General features: G+C 69.6%; 25 protein-coding genes and 1 tRNA gene. 7 read left to right on the top strand and 19 right to left on the bottom strand.

Going from position 1 to position 20,243, the window contains the following annotated elements:
- The first annotated feature begins 30 nt into the window (after positions 1-30).
- From AW271_RS42310 to AW271_RS12860, 5 genes are all read left to right on the top strand, one after another.
- Positions 31-1,566 (top strand): hypothetical protein, encoded by a 1,536-nt coding sequence (locus tag AW271_RS42310; RefSeq protein ID WP_245653039.1) that lies wholly within the window; start codon positions 31-33, stop codon positions 1,564-1,566.
- Positions 1,566-1,778 carry a hypothetical protein gene (locus AW271_RS12875; protein ID WP_062336235.1) on the top strand — a complete coding sequence of 71 codons (213 nt, stop codon included), beginning with the start codon at positions 1,566-1,568 and terminating at the stop codon, positions 1,776-1,778. Before AW271_RS42310 ends, AW271_RS12875 begins: the two co-directional genes overlap by 1 nt.
- Positions 1,759-2,157, top strand: a complete 399-nt coding sequence (locus tag AW271_RS12870) for a TraA-like protein (protein ID WP_062336233.1) — start codon at positions 1,759-1,761, stop codon at positions 2,155-2,157. The genes AW271_RS12875 and AW271_RS12870 overlap by 20 nt, the downstream gene beginning before the upstream one ends.
- Positions 2,157-4,403, top strand: a complete 2,247-nt coding sequence (locus AW271_RS12865) for an MFS transporter (protein ID WP_062336231.1) — start codon at positions 2,157-2,159, stop codon at positions 4,401-4,403. The genes AW271_RS12870 and AW271_RS12865 overlap by 1 nt, the downstream gene beginning before the upstream one ends.
- Positions 4,404-4,591: 188 nt before the next feature.
- Positions 4,592-5,284 (top strand): PP2C family protein-serine/threonine phosphatase, encoded by a 693-nt coding sequence (locus AW271_RS12860; RefSeq protein ID WP_062336229.1) that lies wholly within the window; start codon positions 4,592-4,594, stop codon positions 5,282-5,284.
- Between the two features lie 58 nt (positions 5,285-5,342).
- On the opposite strand, the gene AW271_RS39645 is transcribed toward AW271_RS12860, so the two are convergent.
- From AW271_RS39645 to AW271_RS12850, 3 genes are all read right to left on the bottom strand, one after another.
- The gene (locus tag AW271_RS39645) at positions 5,343-5,528 is read right to left on the bottom strand and encodes a hypothetical protein (RefSeq protein ID WP_157554046.1); all 186 of its coding nucleotides are present in this window, start codon (positions 5,526-5,528) and stop codon (positions 5,343-5,345) included.
- A 160-nt stretch (positions 5,529-5,688) separates the two neighbouring features.
- Positions 5,689-5,769 (bottom strand) — tRNA-Tyr (locus AW271_RS12855).
- Positions 5,770-5,841: 72 nt separating this feature from the next.
- Positions 5,842-6,336 (bottom strand): hypothetical protein, encoded by a 495-nt coding sequence (locus AW271_RS12850; protein ID WP_062336226.1) that lies wholly within the window; start codon positions 6,334-6,336, stop codon positions 5,842-5,844.
- 314 nt (positions 6,337-6,650) lie between these two features.
- On the opposite strand from AW271_RS12850, the gene AW271_RS12845 reads away from it, so the two are divergent.
- On the top strand, positions 6,651-7,034 hold the full coding sequence (locus AW271_RS12845) for an MmpS family transport accessory protein (protein WP_062336223.1): 384 nt from the start codon (positions 6,651-6,653) through the stop codon (positions 7,032-7,034).
- 12 nt (positions 7,035-7,046) lie between these two features.
- Positions 7,047-7,277 (top strand): hypothetical protein, encoded by a 231-nt coding sequence (locus tag AW271_RS12840; RefSeq protein ID WP_062336221.1) that lies wholly within the window; start codon positions 7,047-7,049, stop codon positions 7,275-7,277.
- 62 nt (positions 7,278-7,339) lie between these two features.
- Here AW271_RS12840 and AW271_RS12835 read toward each other — a convergent pair whose 3' ends face one another.
- From AW271_RS12835 to AW271_RS12755, 16 genes are all read right to left on the bottom strand, one after another.
- Positions 7,340-7,699: a hypothetical protein gene (locus AW271_RS12835; RefSeq protein WP_062336219.1), complete on the bottom strand. Its 360-nt coding sequence runs from the start codon at positions 7,697-7,699 to the stop codon at positions 7,340-7,342.
- Positions 7,700-7,708: 9 nt separating this feature from the next.
- A complete protein-coding gene (locus AW271_RS12830; protein ID WP_062336217.1) occupies positions 7,709-8,113 on the bottom strand; it encodes a hypothetical protein in 405 nt (134 codons plus the stop codon).
- A 10-nt stretch (positions 8,114-8,123) separates the two neighbouring features.
- The gene (locus AW271_RS12825; RefSeq protein WP_062336215.1) at positions 8,124-8,915 is read right to left on the bottom strand and encodes a peptidoglycan recognition protein family protein; all 792 of its coding nucleotides are present in this window, start codon (positions 8,913-8,915) and stop codon (positions 8,124-8,126) included.
- Positions 8,915-9,253 (bottom strand): putative phage holin, encoded by a 339-nt coding sequence (locus AW271_RS12820; protein WP_062336213.1) that lies wholly within the window; start codon positions 9,251-9,253, stop codon positions 8,915-8,917. The genes AW271_RS12825 and AW271_RS12820 overlap by 1 nt, the downstream gene beginning before the upstream one ends.
- Entirely contained in the window at positions 9,246-9,449 is a 204-nt protein-coding gene (locus AW271_RS12815; protein WP_062336211.1) for a DUF7620 family protein, read from the bottom strand. The genes AW271_RS12820 and AW271_RS12815 overlap by 8 nt, the downstream gene beginning before the upstream one ends.
- Positions 9,439-9,813 (bottom strand): hypothetical protein, encoded by a 375-nt coding sequence (locus AW271_RS12810; RefSeq protein WP_062336209.1) that lies wholly within the window; start codon positions 9,811-9,813, stop codon positions 9,439-9,441. The genes AW271_RS12815 and AW271_RS12810 overlap by 11 nt, the downstream gene beginning before the upstream one ends.
- A gap of 63 nt (positions 9,814-9,876) precedes the next feature.
- Positions 9,877-10,080 (bottom strand): hypothetical protein, encoded by a 204-nt coding sequence (locus AW271_RS12805; RefSeq protein ID WP_062336207.1) that lies wholly within the window; start codon positions 10,078-10,080, stop codon positions 9,877-9,879.
- A 12-nt stretch (positions 10,081-10,092) separates the two neighbouring features.
- A complete protein-coding gene (locus AW271_RS12800; protein WP_157554045.1) occupies positions 10,093-10,557 on the bottom strand; it encodes a hypothetical protein in 465 nt (154 codons plus the stop codon).
- 53 nt (positions 10,558-10,610) lie between these two features.
- A complete protein-coding gene (locus tag AW271_RS12795; RefSeq protein ID WP_157554044.1) occupies positions 10,611-12,293 on the bottom strand; it encodes a hypothetical protein in 1,683 nt (560 codons plus the stop codon).
- Positions 12,290-16,231, bottom strand: coding sequence for a hypothetical protein (locus AW271_RS12790; RefSeq protein WP_062336200.1), 3,942 nt, complete (start codon positions 16,229-16,231; stop codon positions 12,290-12,292). Before AW271_RS12790 ends, AW271_RS12795 begins: the two co-directional genes overlap by 4 nt.
- Positions 16,232-16,430: 199 nt before the next feature.
- Positions 16,431-16,763, bottom strand: coding sequence for a hypothetical protein (locus AW271_RS12780; protein ID WP_062336196.1), 333 nt, complete (start codon positions 16,761-16,763; stop codon positions 16,431-16,433).
- Positions 16,764-17,384, bottom strand: coding sequence for a hypothetical protein (locus AW271_RS12775; protein ID WP_062336194.1), 621 nt, complete (start codon positions 17,382-17,384; stop codon positions 16,764-16,766).
- Between the two features lie 2 nt (positions 17,385-17,386).
- Positions 17,387-18,418, bottom strand: coding sequence for a phage tail tube protein (locus AW271_RS12770; protein WP_062336192.1), 1,032 nt, complete (start codon positions 18,416-18,418; stop codon positions 17,387-17,389).
- A 2-nt stretch (positions 18,419-18,420) separates the two neighbouring features.
- On the bottom strand, positions 18,421-18,666 hold the full coding sequence (locus AW271_RS12765; protein ID WP_062336190.1) for a hypothetical protein: 246 nt from the start codon (positions 18,664-18,666) through the stop codon (positions 18,421-18,423).
- 13 nt (positions 18,667-18,679) lie between these two features.
- Entirely contained in the window at positions 18,680-19,144 is a 465-nt protein-coding gene (locus tag AW271_RS12760) for a hypothetical protein (protein ID WP_062336189.1), read from the bottom strand.
- Positions 19,144-20,241: a hypothetical protein gene (locus AW271_RS12755; protein WP_062336187.1), complete on the bottom strand. Its 1,098-nt coding sequence runs from the start codon at positions 20,239-20,241 to the stop codon at positions 19,144-19,146. The genes AW271_RS12760 and AW271_RS12755 overlap by 1 nt, the downstream gene beginning before the upstream one ends.
- Positions 20,242-20,243: the final 2 nt, after the last annotated feature.

Genomic DNA, 20,243 nt, shown 5'->3' with positions numbered 1-20,243 from the left:
CATCACCCCTTGCAACCCAGGGATGACCCGATGACCACATATCCTGACCACGGCATCGCCGCTGGTCCACCCCCACAAACCGGGCACCTGCTCGGCGTGGAACTCCCCGTGCCGCTCGACGCCCAGCTCGTCGCCTGGATCGAGTTCGGCCTCTGGGCACTCAAATGGGTAGCCATCGGCGCGGCCGCAGCCTACGTCCTCCGGCGCCTGGTGCTCTTCGTCAGGCCCCGCACCCTCGAGGACGTTCTGACCATCGTCGCGGCCGGTGTCGCGACCGGTGTGTCCGCGCAGGGCATGTGGCAGTTCGCCGGCGACGTGCTGGGGTTCGACGGCCCGCTGCGGCTGCTGCTGTTCGCCTTCATCGAGGTCGCCGTCATCACCTCGGCGGTGCGCGCCCGCCGGAACATGCGCGAGAACTACGCGGCCGGCATCGACGGCCTCGCGGTGTGGGTGCTCACCGGCCTGTCGGCCGTCCTGTCGGCCATGGACGCCGCCAGCGTCGCCGAGGCGATCTTCCGCCTCGCCGCGCCGCTGGTCGCCGCGTGGTTGTGGGAGCGCGGCATGGCCATCGAGCGGGTCAAGCTGACCGGCCGGCACCGCATCCACTGGCGGCTCACCCCCGAGCGCGCGATGGTCCGCCTCGGCCTGGCCGAGTCGAGCGACCGCACCGCCAGCGACGTCGACGCCCACCGCCGCCTCACCCGCGTCGCCCTGGCCGCCAAGCGCGCCCGCCACCTACGCGAGACCGGCGCCTCGCAGCGCCGCCAGCGCGCCGCCCTCGACCGCGTCGACCGCGCGATGGACAAGGCGGTCGAGCACACCGGCCTGGCCTCCGACGAGACCATCCAGCGTCGGCTGGTCGACTACGCCGCGGCGATGGACGCGCAGACGTTCGTGGAACTGACCCCGGTCGGCCCGTGGAAGCGACTCAACCACCCGGCGCTGCGCGGCCCGGTCGACCACGAGGTGGTCGCGGCAGCGGACGCCCGCGGCGCCGAAGCGGTCGCCGACTTCGAGGCGTGGCGGACGCGGACTGGCCGCGGACTGGTCGCGACCACCCTGCCGGTCGCGACCATTCACGCGACCGGTCGGGACGGAGCCGAGGCCCCGGTGGACGCGTTCGGGTCGAGGCTCGCTCGGGCCGTCTGGCCGGTCTCCGGGAGCCGGTTCGTCACCCTCGACGGGCGACCGGTCGCGCGACCGGTGCGAGAGCTGATCGCCGGTCGCGGGTCGGTCGCGGTCAACGGGTCCGTGGCGGTCGCGGAAGTGGTCGCCGATGAGGAGCGGTCGCGACCAGATGACGACCGGTCGCGCGACCAGAAACAGCCCACCGAGCAGGACAGACGCCGTGTCGCACGGTACTGGGCCAAGCGCGTGAAGGCTGGTGAGGTCCTCTCGAACCGAGCCCTCGCCGACCGGTCGGGCTTCAAGAAGACCTGGTGCCTCGACCGCATCAGGGAAGGCCGCGAGCTTCTCGCCGACGAAAGGTGGACGTTCGCTGAGGACGGGACCCCCATCCCGCCGGTCGCCGAACTGGTCGCCGCCACGACCGGTCGGGACTCGTGATGGACGACCTTCGAGCGCTCGCCCGGGAGCTGTTCGCCGCGTTCCTCTACGCCGTGGTCTGGGTCGGCGCCCTCGCCGTCCTGGTCGCCGGCGCGGTCGACGCGTGGGTCACTGCCCGGCTCGGAACGCGCCGCGCCGCCACCCTCATCCGCCAGATCCGCACGCTGATCAAGAACGACCTGGAGGCGCACCATGGCCGCCACACCCGATAAGCCCGGCCGCGCCCGGATCCCCGAGCTGGAGCAGATCCCCTGGGAGGGGCCGCGCGCGATCACCGACTACGCCCGCGTCGGCCGCGCCCTCGTCCGCGACCTCGGCGAGGAGTTCAACCTCGCCTCGACCGAGCTGTACGCCGTCCTCATCCGCTCCTTCAAGGGCCACCCGGTGCTCGCCCTGTTCGGCGCCCCCGACGTCCGGCTGCGCGCCCGCCGCGTCGTGCGCCGGCTGAAGCGCGCGGCCGAGCTGGAGCGGGGTGCGTCGGTGGAGCTGGTGAAGTTCCACGCGCAGTTCCGTAAGGAGTTCGTCGACGTGCTGCCGCAGGCGAAGCCGGAGAAGCAGCAGAAGAGCTCGTTCAACTGGGATGACGACTGATGGCCCGCACCACTACGCGCCCCGCCCCGGTCGAGGAGCAGACCGGCAGCAAGCCCGGCGAGCGCGAGCTCAACAAGGTGCTGCTCTACACGCCGCCGTGGATCGCCGGGGTTCTGCTGTACGGCCTCGGCTGGTTCTTCTTCGCGACGCTGTCCAGCGACGACCCCCAGGTGGTCGCGTGGACGACGGCGGGGATCACCGCGTGCGTGCTCGGCCTGACCGTCTACACGTGGACGCAGTCCCACGCCCGGAGCCTGCAGGGGCGGCTCCACACCACGCTGACGACATTCGCGGCCGGGATGTGGGTGTGCGCCGCCACGATCAACAGCCCGGTCTCCCCCTTCACCGGGCGGGCCATCATCATCGGCGGGGTCGCCCTCGCCATCTCGTTCAACATCCGGTCGGTCATCCGCGTGAAGGGCGTCGACGTCCAGGCCGTCGCCAGCGACCCGCTCAAGGCGCTGTTCGGCGACGGGGCGAAGCGAGCCGGGATGCCCGAACTGGAGGCGACCACGACGGCCCGCGGCGACCACAAGGTCGAGGCCGACGTGCAGCTGCCGCCCGGCCAGATGACGGCTGAGGACCTGCAGCGGAAGATCGCCTACATCGAGTCGGGGATGGAGCTGCCGCCCGGGTCGGTCACCACGAGCATCGACCCCGACAACTCCAGCAAGGCAAAGGTCGTCATCTCGGATCCGCGCGTAATGAACGCCGCCATCCCGTGGCCGGGCCCATCCCGCCCTGGAGCGAGCGTGGCCGAGCCGTTCCGGCTGGCGCTGTGGCAGGACCTCGACGAACTTGCCTACGTCATCCCCGGCCATCACCTCCAGATGATGGGCATGACCGGTGCCGGGAAGGGATTCGGCGGCGCCTGGAACTACCTGGCCGAGTTCATGTCCCGCAAGGACGGTGCGGTGTTCGCCGGGGACATCACCAAGGGCGAGCAGACGCTCGGCCCGCTCCGCCCGGCGCTGCACCGGTTCGAGACGACCAAGGCCGGGGTCAGAGCCATGTTGTCGGAGCTGCAGAAGGAGGTGAAGCCGCGCACCGACTACCTCGCCAGCAAGGGGCTGGCCAAGTGGAAGCCCGGGTGCGGGCTCACCTACTGGCTGATCTGGCTGGAGGAGTTCCCCGACATCTTCGACTGCATGACCTCCGATGAGCAGGAGAAGTTCCTGTCGATGCTCAAGGCGATCCGGTCGGCCGGCGGCACGATCGTCATGTCGCTGCAGCGATCGGACTACACGCAGATGCCGACCCTGGCCAGGGGCCAGCTGGCGAAGATGTGCTTCGGCGTCGAGAACAGCGGCGACGCCAGTTTCGGGTTGAGCGAGCGGCAGGAGGACGCGGGGGCGCGGCCGGAGCTGTGGACGAACGCCAAGCCTGGGATGGCCTACCTCGACGCGCCGGGGATCGATGACGGCCGGATTGCGATGCCGATGCGCACGTTCGCGTGGGGCATCGACGAGCATGGCGTGTTCGACGACGAGCTGGCGAACGCGTCGATGCGGGAGTACGCCGCGCAGTGGCCGGCGGCGGCGAGGGACGTGGACGAGACGACGGCCCGGCTGTCGCGGCTCGTCCAGCCGGAGGCGCCGGCATCGGCAGTGGCACCGGCGGCGTCCGCCGTCGACCCCGAGCTGCTGGCGCTCGCGGCCGCCATGGTGGTGGAGAGCCAGTTCGGGTCGCCGCAGATGATCCACCGTAAGGCGCGGGTGCCGTTCGAGCAGGCGAAGGCGCTGGAGTCGGCGCTGGCCGACATCGGGGTTCTCGGCCCGCCCCGTGAGGGTGCCGCCCGCCAGGTGCTGGTGGGTCCTGATGAGCTGCCGGAGCTGCTGGCCCGGCTGAAGGGCGACGACCCTGAGGAGGAGGTCGTGGACGAGGATGAGGAGGACCTGGGCGACGTCGCCGGGGAGTACGTGGAGACCGACGACCCAGACCCGGAGCTGGTGGCCGACGCCGACGGTGAGATCCCGGACATCCCCGAGGGCGACCCGCCGTGGCGGTTCGAGTCGGGGCCGAAGATGACCGACGCCGAGAAGCGGGCGGCGCTGCTCACCCTGCTGCGGGACTGGTGGGACGCCGACCGACGTGAGTTCCAGACCGGTGATCTGGCCGCGTTGTGGACGACGACGGACGCGACGCGGTCCTGGGCGCAGAAGCGCCTGCGGAAACTCCGCGACGAGGGCGTGCTCGGCTACGACGAGGAGGCCCAGCGCCACCTCATGCTGGCCCGGCCGGAGTAGGTGTTGCGCCTCGCGAGGGGCTGGGGGTGCAACGGGCGAGGGTGTTACAGGTCAGAGCGCCGTGGCACCCCCGTTGCACCCCTGCAACAGCCCTGCGTTGCAGGGGGTGTTGCACCATCTGTTGCACCCCCATTCAAGATCAAAAACTATGGCTCGCGCATCCCACGCGCAGCCGTGAAGGAGGACACATGATCACCGCCGTAGCCCAGCGACAGGGCACCGACAACGGCCTGGCCGACGCCACCGCCACCTACACCGCCGGAGACTGGACCCTCGCCGCAGCCGTCATCGACGGCGTCGGACACGCCGACCAGATCCACGACCTCGCGCCCACGCTCGCCAAGGTGGCCGCCCACTACGGAGCCCAGCGCGGCGCCCTGGCCGGCATCCTCACCGCCGGCGGCATGGTCGCCGACCCAGGCGCCGACGACGCCACCCCCACCGCCGTCGGGGTGGTCGCCGTGGCCGCGCCCGGATCCCCGCACGTCGCGGTCGCGTGGATCGGCGACTGCCGGGCCTACGGCTGGGACGGCGTGGCGTTGCACCAGTACACCGTCGACCACACCGCCGGGCAGCGGTTACGCGAGCGCGGCGATATCCCCGAGGAGGTCGCCAAGGCGAGCGACAACATCCTGACGCTCTCGCTCGCCCAGGCCACCCCGGGAACCGTCTGCGAGGTGGACATCCCGGCGGAGCAGCTGCTCGTGCTCACGAGCGACGGCGTACACGACCAGATGCCGCGCGAGACGCTCGAGGCCCTCGTGCGCAAGCACGCCGACGGTGACCTCCAGGCGCTCGCTGACCTGATCGTCGCGGCTGCCGAGCAGGAGGCGGACGGCTACCGGGACGACGCGACGGTGGTCCTGTTGCGCGTGGGCTGAGCCCCCGCTGGAGGAGCCCCCGGTGCCTGATGGCGTCGGGGGCTTCGTCGTGTCTGGGTCAGCTGAACCGGAGGGCCAGGAGCCCGGCGGCCCAAGAAGGCGCGGGCGGCGGGTCCTCGTCGAGGGCCGCGAGGTAGGCGAGGCGCTCGCCGGGGTGCATCGCGGCGGTCAGGTCGGTGGGCAGGAGCGCGAGCGGGTTGATGTCCATACCTGCAAGAGGCGGCCCGGCGGCGGATCCGTACATCGGGGCGAGGCTGTGACGCCAGGAATCGCGGTGATTCCGCAGCTCAGATCACCCGTGTGTGATCATGGCTAATTTTATAAGCCATGATCACACATCGCTGAGCGCTCCCTGGAATGACGAACGCCCCCGCCGTGATGGTGGGGGCGTTGCCGTGCGTGGGTGCAGGAGGACGGAGTCGAACCGCCACGGCCGAAGCGCCTGGGTTACAGCCAGGTGAGCCCACCACGTGCTCAGCCCCTGCGTGTGATCCGACTATCTCCCGAGAGGCGGGGCGGGCTCCAGTGGTTTCCGTGAGCTGCTAAATCTGGCGAAACTAGCAGCTACTGGCAGATGCCTCGGTGAGGCTGAGGAGCACCTCGCCTCTCTCCATGCCCGAGATGTCGTCGACTTCCTTCACCTCGTACCGCTTGTCGCCGATCACGATGATCGCGCCCGGGACCAGCCCGGCGAGAAGCTTCGGCCGTACCGGTGTGGGGTTGGCGGGCGCGGGCGGCACCATGACGGGGCAGCTCTCGCGGAAGTGCCACCCCCCGACTCGACGCCCGGCCTTGCCCCGGGAGGCGCCGGGGTCGTAGTCGCTGCACTCGATGAACCGCATGCCCTCGGTGGACAGGACGCAGAGGGCGACCCCGTCGATGTACGGGCGCGCCTGTTCGTCTCCGAGCCGCGCATCCTGTTCGATGCCCTGCCAGTCTTCGCCTCCGGCCGTGTCGCTCCAGTGCAGATCGGTGATGATCGCGGCCTGGCACGACAGGACGCCGTAGCGGTGCACGGCGTAGTGGACGGGCAGGCTGATGTCCGGCGTCATGAGGGTTCCTCGTCTTCGTCGACCGGGGCTTCCAGCTCCCACATCGGGTCGGGCCCGTCGAGCAAGATCGCCAAATCGCCCCACATAACACCGATTATGTTGGATGATCACGACCCCTTGATCAGCTTGCGTTAAGGGCCGCTAGCAACGATCCGGCCACCCCGGGCAACCACCTCCAAGGGCGCCGCGTCCCACAAGACGCCACGACCTCAGGAGCCCCGATGACCTACCAGCCCGGCCCGCCACCCCGGCCGCAATACTTACCCCCGCCCCCCGCCCCTCAGCCGCCACCGCGCAGCAGCGGCCTCAGGATCGTGCTCATCATCGCCGTCGTCATCGGCGCGCTCGTCCTCGGCGCCGTCGCCCTCGCATCGGTTCTCAGCCGGCCCGCCACCTCACCCGACCAGGTCGGCGCGCACACCGTGGTCTTCGAGATCGTCCAGTCGGCCGACTCGACGGCCACCACCGCGAACGTCACCCACGCCGTCGCCACCGAGCGCGGCCAGGAAAGGGGCGTGACGCTCCCCTGGCGGAAGACCGTGCCCGCCCTGGGCGTCGCGCCCCGCGTGTCCATGACCGCCACGGCGGCCGGGATCGCCTCCGGCATCACGTGCCGGATCATCATCGACGGCCAGGTCGTGCGCGAGCAGACCGCGCGAACGATGCTGGACCGCTGCGACCTTCAGGCCGACCGGTAGAAGATGGACGGCATGACCGAGGAACTCGCCGACACCGTGGCCGCCCAGATTGAGCATCACCTTCAGGGCCTGGCCCACGTGCTCAATAGCGCCGCCGTGGTCTACCCGGCCCAACTCGATAACCTCCAGGCTGCCGCCGACAACCTCACCGCCTGGTATTCGAGCACGCCGGTACAGGCCGTCCTGAAGTACGCCGACACCGAGGAAGGCCGTCGCCTGCAAGCCGAGCACGAACGCCGCTGAGCCTCAGACATGACGAAGGCGCCCCGCCCTCCGAAGAGAGCGGGGCGTTCGTAGTCCCGGGGTCAGGCGCGGGTCACCGCTGCCTTCGGCACCGAGGTCTGTCGAAGCCACAGCGACACCGCGAGACCGAGCACCAGCATGATCGGCGCGGTCTGCTCCGGCTCGACCTTCCAGCCGAACGTCAGCGCCAGCGTGAGCACGGCCTGGCCGAGACCGAGGATCGCGGCTTTGATGCTGCCGCCGTTGTCCGGCGACCTGGTCACGAATGCGACGTAGACGCCGGCGACGGCGACCACGACGGCGTTCAACGCGGCGACGTGCTCGTCGGTCAGGGGCAGCAGGAACGCGGCGATGATGCCGATGATGCCGCTGACGAGGCCGGCCCACAGTGCCGGTTCGCCGGTCAGCTCCGAATCGGGCATGAGGACTCCTTACGGGGTGGCCGTCGGGGACGGCGTGGGGGTGGGGCTCGGAGACGGAGCGGGGACCGTCACCGTGGTGCACGTGAACGTCCACGTGGCGCTGAAGGTTCGGGTCGCCCGGGTGCACGTCTCCGTGGCGAGGCCGCGCTTGAAGACGAGCTTGTTCGGGCCCCCTGCGATCGACGGCAGGGTGATCTTCCGCTCGGTGTCGCGGCACTTCCCGTCCTTGCTGCTGGCCAGGTTGTTCCGCTCCAGGATCCGGAGCAGGCCGGTGCTCTTGTTGCCACACGCCCCGTAGGCCGGGGCGGGCTCAACGGCGGCCAGGGCCGTGGTCGTCGAGACGTTCGCGGCGGCGGGGCCGATGCTGACGAGGGCGAGCAGCGCGACGCCGATGCCGGCGATGAGCTTCCTCATGAGGGTCCTCTCAGGACTCGAGGGCGAAGGTGACCGTCCAGGTCTCCTCGTCGACCACGCCCGTGACGGGCAGGCCGAACAACTTCTGCAGGGCGCGGCACGCGGTCTGGGACTGCTTGCCGTAGATGCCATCGGCGACCAGCGACGCCACCCACTGGCGGGCCTTCTCCTGCCATTCGCGGACGTCGAGGCCGGCGAGCATCGGCGTCTGTAGCCGGATCGGCCGCAGCCACGTCGGGATGCCGTTGACGACGGGCAGCTCCTCGACGGGCGCCTTCGGCGGAGCGCCACCAGGCCGGGGCGCGCCCCGCTGGACCCACGCGTAGAGCGCGTCGCCGGGGCAGCTGGTGGAGTAGCCGTCGCGGTGGCCCTTGACCTCCCGACCCGCGCGGCCCTCGGCACGCAGGTATTCGATCGCGTCGACGATCCCGTGCAGCAGGCCGTCGTTAGGCCGGACGAAGCCCGCGTTGCCGACCAGGCCGAGCACGGCGTAGTGGCCCGAGTTCCGGCCGGCCCCGTTCGCGGCGGGCAGCCGGTTCGGGCCGCGGCCGACGAACACCTTCCGATGAGGGCAGGCCGCGGCTGTGTAGCCCAGATCCGACCAGCCGTTGTCGTCCATGTGCATGCGCTGGTAGCCGCGGACCAGGCCGACGCAGATGTTGTGGTTGCTGACGATGGCGGGGTCGACGCGGCCGCCGGTGTAGTGGACCTTGACGCCCTTCGTGGAGTACAGCGCGGGAACATCCTGCTTGGGGGCTCGGGCACCCCAACCGGCGCGAGTGATCAGCTGGACTTGGACCATCACGACTCCTCTGGGGTCGGTTCGTTCGACTGGGTCCGCTTCCGGCGGCCGGCGTTCCGGTGCGAGAGGAGGACCTGGATCCGCCAGGCCAGGACGATGGGCACTCCCGTGAACGCGACCAGCCGGGGGATCAGGAACCAGTCGCCATCGGGGAAGAGAAGCCGGATGGCCCACAGGTCCAGGCACGCGGCCAGGACGGCCTCGAAGGTGAATACGTGGCGGCCTGCGGCGGTCTCCCACCACCGGGCCAGCACGTGGTGGACGATGACGACGGCCGTGGCGAGCAGCGCGGAGATGACCACTTCGACGCTGCCGATCGACTGGACGAGCTCAACCACCGGAACCCCTCATGGCCTGGATGAACATGTCCCTGAATCCGTTCTCTTCGCGTAGGCCCCGCAGCTTGTCGGCCAGAGAACGCGCCTGACGTGACCGCTTCCGGGCCTCGTCGAGGTCGCGCTGGGCCCGTTCGGCGGACTCCTGCACATGGCGGGCGGCTTGGTGGAGGTCGGGGCGGTCGTCGTCAGTGGTCATCCCGGGCCTCGATCTGGCTGCGACGGATTTCCGTGAGAAGCGTCGCGGCCAGGTTGGCCGCTTCGGTGTTGACCGCCAGACGACCGACCAGGTCCTCGATGCGGGCTTCGCGCGTGGTGTTGTGTGCGGCGCATTCCTGCTGGAAGAGCTTTTGCCACGCTTCGGCGTCCTCGACGGCCTCGGCAATACGGGCGTCGCGGTCGGCCCTAACGTCCTCCAGGGTCGAACGAGGGACGAGGTTCGACGGAACCAACTTGCCAGTGAAGATGAGCCGCAGGACCAGCCCGAAAAGAGCGAGCATCGCGCTGAAGACGGCCCCGATGACTCCGAGCTGACCTACTGGCGTTTGGAGCCAGTCCACCACCCGTGAGGCCCCCCTTTGAAGTGAGTAGATAAACGACAGGCGGGGGCAAGGCCTGCATGACGACTACGACGAAGGACTGGTCAACGGCCCGATCTCGACGCGGACGAGGAACTCGCCAGCCTCCTCGTGCTCCGGGCTCTGCTCCATCACCTCGGCGGCCAGGACCTGCTCGCCGTCGCCGACGAACCGCTGCGCGGCCTCGGTCGCCGCGGCGATGGCCAGCCCGTGGGGCGTACCTGACGGGAACCCTTGCTTATGGGTGTGCATGGCGATGCCCTTCTACGCGATCTTGTGGAGACGAATCCACGACCCGGCTTTCGCCACGGCGGCCGAAGCCTGGCTGGTCGCCTGAGCCCATCGGAACGTGAGATTTCCGTTGCTTCCGCCGGTGGTGAGAATCCCTTTCGGCTTGTAGCACATAAGGAACGGATCGAGCCCGGGAGCGAGAATGGACGTGGTCTCCGAGATTTGGTAGACGATCCGGTTGACCGCATGGACACCGACGGTTTCCGCGCTGCTTCCGGCATCGGTGAACCATTGCAGCGTCGCTCCGGATGGGCCGGACCATGCGCCCTTGAAGTCGGCGTTACCCGGCGACAGGTAGATGATCATCGCGTCCATGATGAACGTGCTGTTCGTCGGCAGTGACAGAATCAGATGATCATCATTTTGCAGGGTTGTGCTGGACGACACCGACTCGTCTGAGGGTTTCACCACCGTCGCGAACTGCGGCACATCGTTCATATCCGCTGCCGTCAGAAGGTCGCCCGGCTGAAAGTCGAAAGCACGAAATACCATTACCAGCCCAATCGATTCTCATCCAAGAAACCGTAATTGGCGTCGTTGAGAATGAATCCGGCAGTCAACGACGCCGGCGACGTATCGAACGCGAACGTCCACGACTCATCCGTGATCGTCTCTTGCAGGCCCTCGATCCAAAGGTTGAGGACGCCGTCCGGGGCCTCCGGCGGCAGGTCCGTGATCTGCAGGCGCCGGCCGATGTCGGAGCCCAGCAGCACGGACCATAGGCTCGGCTGGGTGCGTGCCTCCAGGCTCACGCGGCCCACACGGGGCTGCGGGTCCGCATATTGCAAGGCCATGAACGCGGCCCGCGCTTCGCACTCGCTCAGCGATTTCAGGAGCGTCTCGAAACGGCCGGAGTAGGTGCCGTAGCTGGACATGCTCGTCAGGTCCACATACGGGTCGGCCTCGATCCCGCCGGCCCCCGTGACTATGACCTCGTTCATCAGCAGCACATCGTCGAGCACGAAGGTCAGGTCGGTGCCGAGTTGGTCAGCGGAGAGCTCAATCGCCGGGGACTGGCTTTCGACTGGCCGCTGCCTGTGTTCCCGATCGTAGAAGCGGGGGTAGCCGCCGCCTGCGATGAAGAAGACGCCACCCTCGGAAACCGCCGCCGCCCGGATCGACGCCATGATCGACTGCTCGAACTCCTGGCCCGAGAGCCCCAGGACGCTGGCCCCCGTATCAACCAGCGTGTTGAAGGAGAAGAACGCCTGCGCCGCCGCGAGCAGCCCTTCGATCCGGGCGCCGGAGAGTTGGTTATCGGTGATCCAGCCGACGTTCGTAAGCCGCTGACGAGAGAGGAGCTTTTGCAGGTCGGTTGCCGTCAGGGCGACGCGGGAAAGCCAGCCGTTCCACCACGCGGCAGGCCATTTGTCGACGAAGCCCTGGTAGCGCGTCCTGTCGAGTTCGGCCAGCTCGTACGCGGATGGCGCCGCCGCCGCCTCCAGCTGCCATGCGCCGGCGTTGATCGTCGTCGCGCTCCCCGTGGTCCCGGTGGTGGTCAGGACGACCCGGGCGAAGAAGGCGCCAGTGGGAGCGGTCGCGGTGACGGATAGCCCCTGATAGGACGACGTCAACGGGGTGAACGAAGGGCTGCCCGACTGGATGATGAACGCGCCGTCCAGGCCGTACCAGCGGATGATCGGCCGGATGCTGACCGCGACTGTGGACTTCACCTGGACGCTAAACGTGTACGTCTGCCCGGGGGTTACGGGGTTCGCCTGGTTGGTGGCGGTGGTCAGTGCGCTGGTCCCGAGCCAGATGGACGCAGCCCCTGCGAGCACCCCCGCTGACCACTGTTCACTGCGATCTGCGCCAGGCGGCGGAGACACGAATGTAGTGGTCCGGCTCCCGACGCTGACCGAAAACGACGCGTTGCGCGCAAGCAGGTTCCGCGACGGTGGCCAGTAGGCGCGGACACGGATCGGGCGGTTGATCTTCACGTGCGGGTAGTACGGTGACGCCGCCCGAGCCGCGGTGAACCGGCCATCTGAGTTGTCCAACGTCAGAGTGAGCGTCCCGGGCGTGACCTGGTCAAGTTCGTGCTGACGACGCCGACTGATCTTGACGCTGTCCTGCCACTCCACCCACGGCGTCACATCGGTGAACAACCACATGTCCGAATTCGAGGTGTCCGTCGTCCATGCGATCTCCACCCGTACATCCGGCATCGTCACGGCGCGACCCCGATCCTCGTCAAAGGGAACCCACGCGACTCAGCTTCAGAAACCGCCGACTGGATCATCCGGAAGATCTCGTCCTGGCTGACCAGCGGCTGGCCCGGGAAGTTCAGGACGAACGTCGCCCCACGGACCACCACCGGCGCGGCCCGCCTGCTGTCCGCCATCACCGCCGCGGCCGTCAGCTGCGGGCCGCGTTGCAGGGCGCCCCCGAGTGACGCCGTCCGGGTGAGGAGATCGAGGAGCCCCGACTCCTGGGCGAGCTGAACAGCGCGCTTCGGCCGGGTCAGCGGGATGACGACCTCGGGGCCGGCTTCACCGACGACGGCCAGGGTTTCCCGGCGGATGATCGCGCCGTCGGCGAGCAGGCGAGGGAAGGTCATCTGCGGCATGGTGGGGACCATCCGCGCCAGCGCGTTGTAGGCGGACTCCAGCCAGCCGATCAGGTCGTTGATCCAGCCCTTGATCGCGCCGGCCATGCGGCCGAGGCCGCGCTCCATCGCTTCGGGGCTGCCGATGAACCAGCCGAAGAAGAGCTCGACGGCGCCGAGCGCGATGCTGAAGGCGCGCCCCAGCGTGTCGATCGCCAGCACGACCCCGGCGGCGGCTAGCTGGACGCCGGCCATCGCCTCCGGGCTGGCGAGGAACTTGTCCAGCCAGGGCGCGACCTGGCTCACCAGGTCCTGGAACGCCCACGCCAGCTCCAGCACCATCCCGATCAGCCCGGGGAGCTTGGGGATGATCGGCGTCACGAACTCCAGGAACAGCCGGACGAGGTCGGGCACCAGCGGCGTGATCTCTCGCGTGATCGCCAGGAACGCGATCGCCAGGTCCAGCAGCATGGGCGCGATCACCGGGAGCTGCTGCAGGAACAGGACGAGGATGTCGCCGGCCAGCCGGATCAGATCCGGCATCATCTTGGCGACCTCGACGAAGATCAACCCGAAGGCTTGGGCCATGGCACCTAGATAGGGTGTGACCTGCGGAATCACTTCCGCCAGCGTGGCCATGATCTTCTCGCCGACTTCGCGGAGGGCGAGCATGATCGGCTCCAGGTACGGCATGACGGCCTCGAGGGCCGTCGCCAGCTGGTCACCGAACGCGGCGGCGACCGGGAGGACAGCCTTCTGCAGCTCCGACAGCAGCGCGCCGATCTGCGGCAGGAGCGGCAGCAGCATGTCGGCCAGCTGCGCGATCACCGGCGCCAGCAGCGCCGCCAGCAGCTGCAACCCAGTGCCGAGGCGGCCCACGATGATCGCCGCAATCTCGACCAGCGGCACCGCCAACGGGGCCAGTCCGGCGAACACCGCCGCCAGGCCGCGCGCGAGCTCCATCAGCGCCGGTGCGACCATCGGGTCCGCGAACGCCGCCGCCAGCGCCTGACCGACGACGACCAGCGCCGGCTGGAGTGCGGCCAGGGCCGGGGCGAGGGCGCTGACGATCGCCGTCACGATCGGCGCGAGGGCGGCAACAACCTGGGCACCTGCGGGGATCAGCAGAGCGAACGCCCTGGCGACCTCGACCAGTACCGGGCCCAGCGCTCGGAACACGGTGCCGATGGCCGAACCGATCGGGACCAGCGACGGCGCCAGCGCACGGGCCCCGGCCACCACGGTGTCGAAGAACGACCGGACACCGGGTAGCACCGCGGTGAGGGCGGGCACGATCGCCCTCACGGCCTCGCCCAGCAGCGGGCCCACCAGCCGGATCAGGTCGGCGACGGCCTGGGCGAGCCCGGCGATGCCGCCCTGAACCCGAGGGTCGGCGAACGCGCCCCGCAAGCTGGCCGCGACTACCTGCAGCGACGGCGCGATCGTGATCAGCGCCGGGAGCAGCATGTCGACGACGAGCAAGGCGATCTGCGTGATGATCGGGATCAGCGGAGCCAGCGCGCCGACGAGCTGGGCGAGCATGGCCGCGATCGGCGCGAGCTCGGGGATCACCAGCCGGAACGCGTCGGTTAGCGCGGCGCCGACCGCGCGGGCAGCAGGGATGAGCGCCTGCAGCACCGGGGTCAGCGCGGCGAGCAGCGGCGGGAGCAGCCCGAGGCTCTGCTCGAGGATGCCGCCGATCGGTGTCAGCAGCGGGACCAGGCTGCGGACCAGGCCGGCGATCCCGCTGATCATGTCCTCGACGACCGGCAGCACGGCGGACAGGGCGGGCAGGACCGCGTTGACGACGGTCACGGCCAGCCGGGCCAGGGCCGGGATGAGCGGCGCAAGCTCGACGACGACCTGGGCGAGCAGCGCGGCGATCGGCGCGAGTACCGGCGCGATGATGCCGAAGGCCTCGGCGATCGCTCCGCCGAGCGCCTGTAGGCCGGGCAGGAGGGCGGCGATCGCGCCGCCCAGAGCGGCCACCAGGCCGCCGACACCGGCGAGGACCTGAGCGGCGACCTGGGCGATCGGGACCAGCGCGGGGGCGAGCGCGCCGATGGCCGCGCCGACACCGGAGATCACGGCAACCATGCCGGGCACCAGCGCCGCCAGCGCGGGCGTCACCGCCTCGATCGCCGCGACCAGGACCGGGCCGATCGCCTGGGCGAGCACGACAACGCTCGGGGCCAGGTCGGCCAGGGCAACGCCGAGCGCGGTCACGACCGGCCACAGCGCGGCAGCGGCCTGCTGCACCGCGCCGAAGATGGAGATGAGGACCTGCTGGCCCTCGGCCGAATCGACCCAGGCGTGCGCGGCCGCGGCGAGCTGGCCCAGGACGCCGAGCGCGCCTTCGCCGGTTGCCTGCAGGGCGGTGTTGAGGCCGGCCAGGACACCCCACACGTCTGCGAGGAGTCGCCCGAGCTGGCGGAGGACGGCGAGCGCGTCCTCCATCCAGGCCAGAGCCTCACCGCTGGCCGAGGCCGCGCTGAGGAACTCCCCGAACCGGGTCAGCAGGGCGGCGATGCCCGGAGCCAGGGACGTCGTGAACGCGCTGCCGACGACGGCCAGGTCCCGCAGACCGCCGAGGAACGGGGCCAGGGCTGGGGCGAGCGTGTCAACGATGGTCGCGAGGTCCCGGAAAACGGCCTCGACTGCCGAGACGCTCTCTGCCTCCTGGAGGAACTCCTTGACCCGCACGGCGGCCCGGCCGAACGCGGCGGCGGCGAGCTCCATCCCGTCGGCGACGGCCTTGATCACGGGCAGGAGTTCCGACATCGTGCCGACCAGCGGCGCGAAGAGAGCCTCCTGCGTGCGGAACTTGATCCCCTGGAAGGCGCCGGCCATCTGGAACAGCTCGTAGGAGACGTTCTGAGCGGAGGCGGCGAGGTTCTTCGTGCCTGCGATGAAGGTCTCGTAGTCGCCGCTGATGGCTGCGGCGAAGCCCTCCTGGATGCCGAGCAGACCGACCCGGAGCGTGGCGGAGGCGGCGGCGCCCAGGGCCAGGGCGCCGGGCAGGGCCGACAGGATGCCGACGGCCGGGGCGACCGCCGCGACCAGCTGGCCGAGGGCGAGCGCGGACCCGGCAGCGCCCACCGCCAGCAGGGAGAACGAAACAGCGGCGAGCGACACCTGCGACCCGAGCCGGGTCATGTCGCGGCCCAGGTCGGCCGACTGGCTGCCGAGCCGGGCCATCACCCCGCCCAGCAGCTGCATACGCCCGTTGAGGTCGCCGAGGCCGGCGGACAGGCCACGAAGACGGCCGGTCAGCGAGCCCAGCTGGCCGCCGAACGAGCCGATCTGCCCGCCAACGCTGCCCAGGCGGCCGCCGAACTCCCGTACGCGGCCACCGGCGGCTGAGACGCGGCCGCCCATCTCCTGGAAGTGGCCGCCGAGCTGCTTGACCTGGCCGCCGAGCTGAGCCGTCTGCCCGCCGACCTGCGCGGCCGACGCGCCGAACCGCTTGAGGCGCGCCTCGGTGCGGTCGGCGGTGTCGCCGAGATCGCGGAAAGCCTTGCTGGCGTGGTCCCTTGCGAACAGGTCGAACGACAGCGACGCCACGCAGACCTCCCCCGGGTGTGGTGTTGGTCTGCGCGGTGCGCGCGGTCAGGTGTTCAGGACTGCTTCTTCGCGGCTTCGAGCTGGGCGTCGACGAAGGCGACCATCAACTCGAATTCGAGCTCATCGAGCTCGTACACATCACGCGGCCTGAGATGGCAGTAGTGCGCCAGCAGCGCGAGGTATTCGAGTACGCGCCGTTCTAAATCGGGGCCGCCTCGACGGCGGCGGGCGTAGGGGACGACTCCACCTTGTCCTCCTCGGCCGCCTCCGCGTCCTCGACCTTGATGGCGTCCATGTTGATGACGAACCGGCCCTCGACCACGTCGTCGAACGTGAGGTCGTCATGGCCCATGTAGAACTTGAGGACCAGCCAGGCGAGCGCGGCGACGGCTTCCAGGTCACCCTGCTGCATCGCGGTGCCCAACTCGTTGGACCGCATCTTGGTCGCCTTCTGCAGGGCGATGCCCTGGTGGAGCGGCAGGCGTCCGAGGTTGACCTCGGCGACTTGGTCGCCGATGGTGATGCGCGCCATTCAGAGTCCTCTCTCGATTTCGTCGGCGATGTCGTCCATCACCTTCAGGATTTGTGTCCGCAGCTCGGCGGCGTGCTTGCGGATGGTGGAGGCGAACCATGGCCGGCCCTTCTGGACAGTCCACGGGTCACGTCCGAAGGTGGGCTTCCGCCAGCCCTTTGTGCTGTCCAGGTAGCGCGGCAATTTCCGCTGGTCGGGCGGGAGCTGCTTCTCGTCGACGACGATGCGCACGGCGGCCGACTTGGGGCCGGTCTTGATCTCGGTCTTGATGCTGCGGGCGATCGTGTCCCGCAGCCCCGACCGTTGCCGGGCACGGCGGCGATGCCGATCGAGCACCTGGTTCAGCTCATCCGAACCGAGGTCCTTGTCTTCGGCGCGGTCGAGCGCCCGGGCGGACGACCGGCGGTAGGCGTAGGTCTCCCGCCGCCGTGCGCCGCCTCCTCGAGTGCCCTTCACGGGCAGGGTCCGGATCTCCTGCTGAACGTGGGCGACGACCGGCTTGGCCGCGTTCCGAATGCCCGTGCTCAACTTGCGCGGAAGCTTGCGCTCCCGCTCCACGTCCTTGAGGCGTTTGGCCAGTTCGCCGAGCTTCTCGGCGCCGACCACGCGCACCTCGGGCATGGCTACAGCGCGGTGTCGGCGCTGATCGTCATCAGCTGGATCGGCGCGTCCACCTCGTTGTCGTACGCCTCGTAGCCGGTGGTCATCTGGACGATGTCCGGACCGGAGACCGTCGGCGCGGCGCTCTTGAGAATCACGGCGGGCATGATCACGGAGAACGTGTCGTTCTCGCCCGACTCGCCGATCTCGTCACCCACCAGCGACAACTCGATCGGTGTGTAGTCGCCAGCGGTGTAGACGTCGTACAGCTCTGCCTGGCTGAACTCGGCCGACAGTGAACCGGTGATCGTCGGCCACGAGTTCTCCAGCGGCTCCCGCTTGATCCCCGCGTTGCCGATCCCGTATCGCTCCGTCGCCATCGGGTACTCGCACTTGATCGAGATCTCCTTGACGACCGTCGCCACGGCCGTGCCGCCGGCGACGCTGAGCAGACCGCTCGACGTTGACGGGGTGCCGCCGATCTTGAAGGTCGCCTGCGGGAACGACCAGACCCCGGCGTTGGCCGTGTAGCTGGCCGCCGCGAGCGCCGTGGCCGTCGTCTCGTCCCAGCCGTTCACCGACACGTTGAGGGTCATGATGCCGTTGTCGGTGAGCTTGAGCTCCCACGACGTGATCTTGCAGCCCCGGTACGTGAAGGGCTTGACCAGGCCCGAGCCGGGCTCCGGGCGGCCGACCTGGATGGTCAGGCTCTTGCCTACCTTGCCCTGCGGGGTGTGGATCTGCCGGTACGCCGTCGTCGAACCGATCTGCGTGGCCGTCGCGTTCGACCCGAGCATGTGCTTGAAGAGCATGCCGAGGCCGCGCGTCGCGACCTCGAACTCGATGTCGCCCGACACGCTCCGCCGCGACTGCTTCACCCGCGAGGCGCGCTTGTGGTACCGGCCGACCCGCAGTCCGGCGGGCTCCAGGTAGCCGACGTCGAGAGACAGGGATTCCGAGTTGAACTCCGCGAACTTGGTCACAGTGACGCCGGTGCCGACCACCGACTCCTGCGCGAACCCCAGCTGGGCGTCAAGGCCCGATCCGGTCGCCATCGTTAGCTCTCCTCGCTGTTACGCGCCGCCCGCGAAGGCGTCGGCACCACGTCGGGCACGTACTCCCACGTGGCCGTCGGCCACGACCGCAGATCGCCGTCTGGAGTCTTGATCACGACGGCGTCGTCGACGCCCTCGACCTCGACCCGCTCGCCCGCGACCTCGAAAAACTCTCCGGACTTCACGATCCGGCCGTCGGCACGCCCCACGTGGACGTCGACGCCGGAGACGTTCTTGAACTTGGCCACGCGGGCCCCCTTCTCAGATGCGAGTACTCACGGCGATCTGCCACACCAGCCGCGCCAGCGGACCCTGCTTGTCCTGCGCCTGGAACAGGCCGACGGTGCGAAACGCCGCCACCGTCGGCGACGGGAAGCCCAGCGACGGATCGGCTCGCAGGGCGAGCTCCAGCGCGCCGGCCATCGCGTATGCCTCGTCCCGGACCGTCTTGACCGTCCCGGCGCCCTCCCAGGCGATGACCGCGCCGGTGATGACGAGCTGCTCGTCCCGGGCCCGGATGCCGATCCCCGCCCAATCCGACGTGGACTCGATCGCCTGCGACTCGCTGTCGCTGTCGCCGCCGTCCCAGCCGACGCAGATCACCCGCTGACGAGTGGCGCTGTCCAGGCTCGGGCCGTCGTAGACGACGCAGTCGTCCAGGGCCAGGCCCTCGGCGAGCGCGACGAGCGCGTCGACAATGGCCGGCGCGCGGGAAACCTCGGCCATCAGGCCACTCCAGGAGGTTGGTCGCCGAGCAGCTCGTGGGCCCGGCGAGGGATGCTGAACCCGAACCGCGGGTCCCAGATCTCGTCCTGACCGCCGCGACGCACCACGCCCTGGGACCCGCGCTGGGTCTCCCACATGTGCTGCAGGATCAGGTTCGCGGCCAGGGTGATGTAGGCCTCGATCACGGATCGGCCGGCGACATACTCGATCCGCAGCGGGCCGTAGATGCGGCCGCCGTCGAGGCGTTCGATGATGCCGGTCGGCCCGTCGACGTCGAGGGCGTCGAGGGCCGGCGCGGTGACGCCCGTCCGGATCGCGGTGATCGAGACGATGGACATGACCGGGGTGTGGTTGAGCGCGATGGCGTGGCCGCCGTCGACTTTCTCCCGATGGGTATGGCGGACGGTGGCGCCGACGATGCGCTCGATCGGGCCCGTCATCGCCTGGATGAAGCCCGTGATCTCGTCATCGTCCTGGTGGTCGTCGAGGTCGATGTTGAGGGTGCTCTTGGCCTGGGTGAGGCTGATGATCCCGGCCTCGCCCCACGGGGGCGGGACGTCGAAGGGTTCCTCGTCGGCGGCGTCCGGCGCGGTGGTGACCCAGCGGGCGATGTGCCGACCGGCCATGCTCGGCACGAAGTCGTAGTAGTAGAGGCCCTGCGCGTCGCGCACCCCAGTGAACGGGCCCGCGCTGGTGCCGTCCGGCTGGTAGACGGTGACCTGGATCGTGATCGGGTCCACCAACCCGGAGGCGGTCGTCACCTTCGTCGTCAGCCGCTTGGGCGGGAACCCGCCAGGGCCGCCCGCGCCGGTGACTGTGACGATCTCGCTGGCCTGTACGGCGCCGCCGCCGACGTCGACGGCGTTCCACACCGCGAGGTAGGTGCCCACCTCGAGGTCGGCCGGGACTGCCCAGGAGTAGGTGTAGATGCCGGTCGCCGGGTGGCTGACCCCGGCCGACGTCGGCCCCACGACGGGGCTCCCGCTCGGCAGTGGGGTGATCGTGATGGTGATGCCGGTGACGTCGACGGCGGGCCCGCCGGGGTACTCCAGCCACGAGGCGAGCAGCGTGCCGGTCTGGCCCTGGGCGACGATCATCC

Origin of the sequence: Herbidospora sakaeratensis (genome assembly GCF_001570525.1) — a bacterium.
GTDB lineage: Bacteria > Actinomycetota > Actinomycetes > Streptosporangiales > Streptosporangiaceae > Herbidospora > Herbidospora sakaeratensis.
This window is presented reverse-complemented; position numbering and strand designations above follow the sequence as displayed.

Coding starts and splice junctions, on each gene's coding strand:
- AW271_RS12755 (WP_062336187.1), bottom strand. CDS start 20,241: ATGATCGTCGCCCAGGGCCAGACCGGCACGCTGCTCGCCTCGTGGCTG.
- AW271_RS12850 (WP_062336226.1), bottom strand. CDS start 6,336: ATGACGCCGGACATCAGCCTGCCCGTCCACTACGCCGTGCACCGCTAC.
- AW271_RS12780 (WP_062336196.1), bottom strand. CDS start 16,763: ATGGCGCGCATCACCATCGGCGACCAAGTCGCCGAGGTCAACCTCGGA.
- AW271_RS12825 (WP_062336215.1), bottom strand. CDS start 8,915: ATGGTCCAAGTCCAGCTGATCACTCGCGCCGGTTGGGGTGCCCGAGCC.
- AW271_RS39645 (WP_157554046.1), bottom strand. CDS start 5,528: ATGTACGGATCCGCCGCCGGGCCGCCTCTTGCAGGTATGGACATCAAC.
- AW271_RS12870 (WP_062336233.1), top strand. CDS start 1,759: ATGGCCGCCACACCCGATAAGCCCGGCCGCGCCCGGATCCCCGAGCTG.
- AW271_RS12800 (WP_157554045.1), bottom strand. CDS start 10,557: ATGAACGATGTGCCGCAGTTCGCGACGGTGGTGAAACCCTCAGACGAG.
- AW271_RS12770 (WP_062336192.1), bottom strand. CDS start 18,418: ATGGCGACCGGATCGGGCCTTGACGCCCAGCTGGGGTTCGCGCAGGAG.
- AW271_RS12865 (WP_062336231.1), top strand. CDS start 2,157: ATGGCCCGCACCACTACGCGCCCCGCCCCGGTCGAGGAGCAGACCGGC.
- AW271_RS12875 (WP_062336235.1), top strand. CDS start 1,566: ATGGACGACCTTCGAGCGCTCGCCCGGGAGCTGTTCGCCGCGTTCCTC.
- AW271_RS12760 (WP_062336189.1), bottom strand. CDS start 19,144: ATGGCCGAGGTTTCCCGCGCGCCGGCCATTGTCGACGCGCTCGTCGCG.
- AW271_RS12860 (WP_062336229.1), top strand. CDS start 4,592: ATGATCACCGCCGTAGCCCAGCGACAGGGCACCGACAACGGCCTGGCC.
- AW271_RS12830 (WP_062336217.1), bottom strand. CDS start 8,113: ATGAGGAAGCTCATCGCCGGCATCGGCGTCGCGCTGCTCGCCCTCGTC.
- AW271_RS42310 (WP_245653039.1), top strand. CDS start 31: ATGACCACATATCCTGACCACGGCATCGCCGCTGGTCCACCCCCACAA.
- AW271_RS12840 (WP_062336221.1), top strand. CDS start 7,047: ATGACCGAGGAACTCGCCGACACCGTGGCCGCCCAGATTGAGCATCAC.
- AW271_RS12835 (WP_062336219.1), bottom strand. CDS start 7,699: ATGCCCGATTCGGAGCTGACCGGCGAACCGGCACTGTGGGCCGGCCTC.
- AW271_RS12815 (WP_062336211.1), bottom strand. CDS start 9,449: ATGACCACTGACGACGACCGCCCCGACCTCCACCAAGCCGCCCGCCAT.
- AW271_RS12805 (WP_062336207.1), bottom strand. CDS start 10,080: ATGCACACCCATAAGCAAGGGTTCCCGTCAGGTACGCCCCACGGGCTG.
- AW271_RS12775 (WP_062336194.1), bottom strand. CDS start 17,384: ATGCCCGAGGTGCGCGTGGTCGGCGCCGAGAAGCTCGGCGAACTGGCC.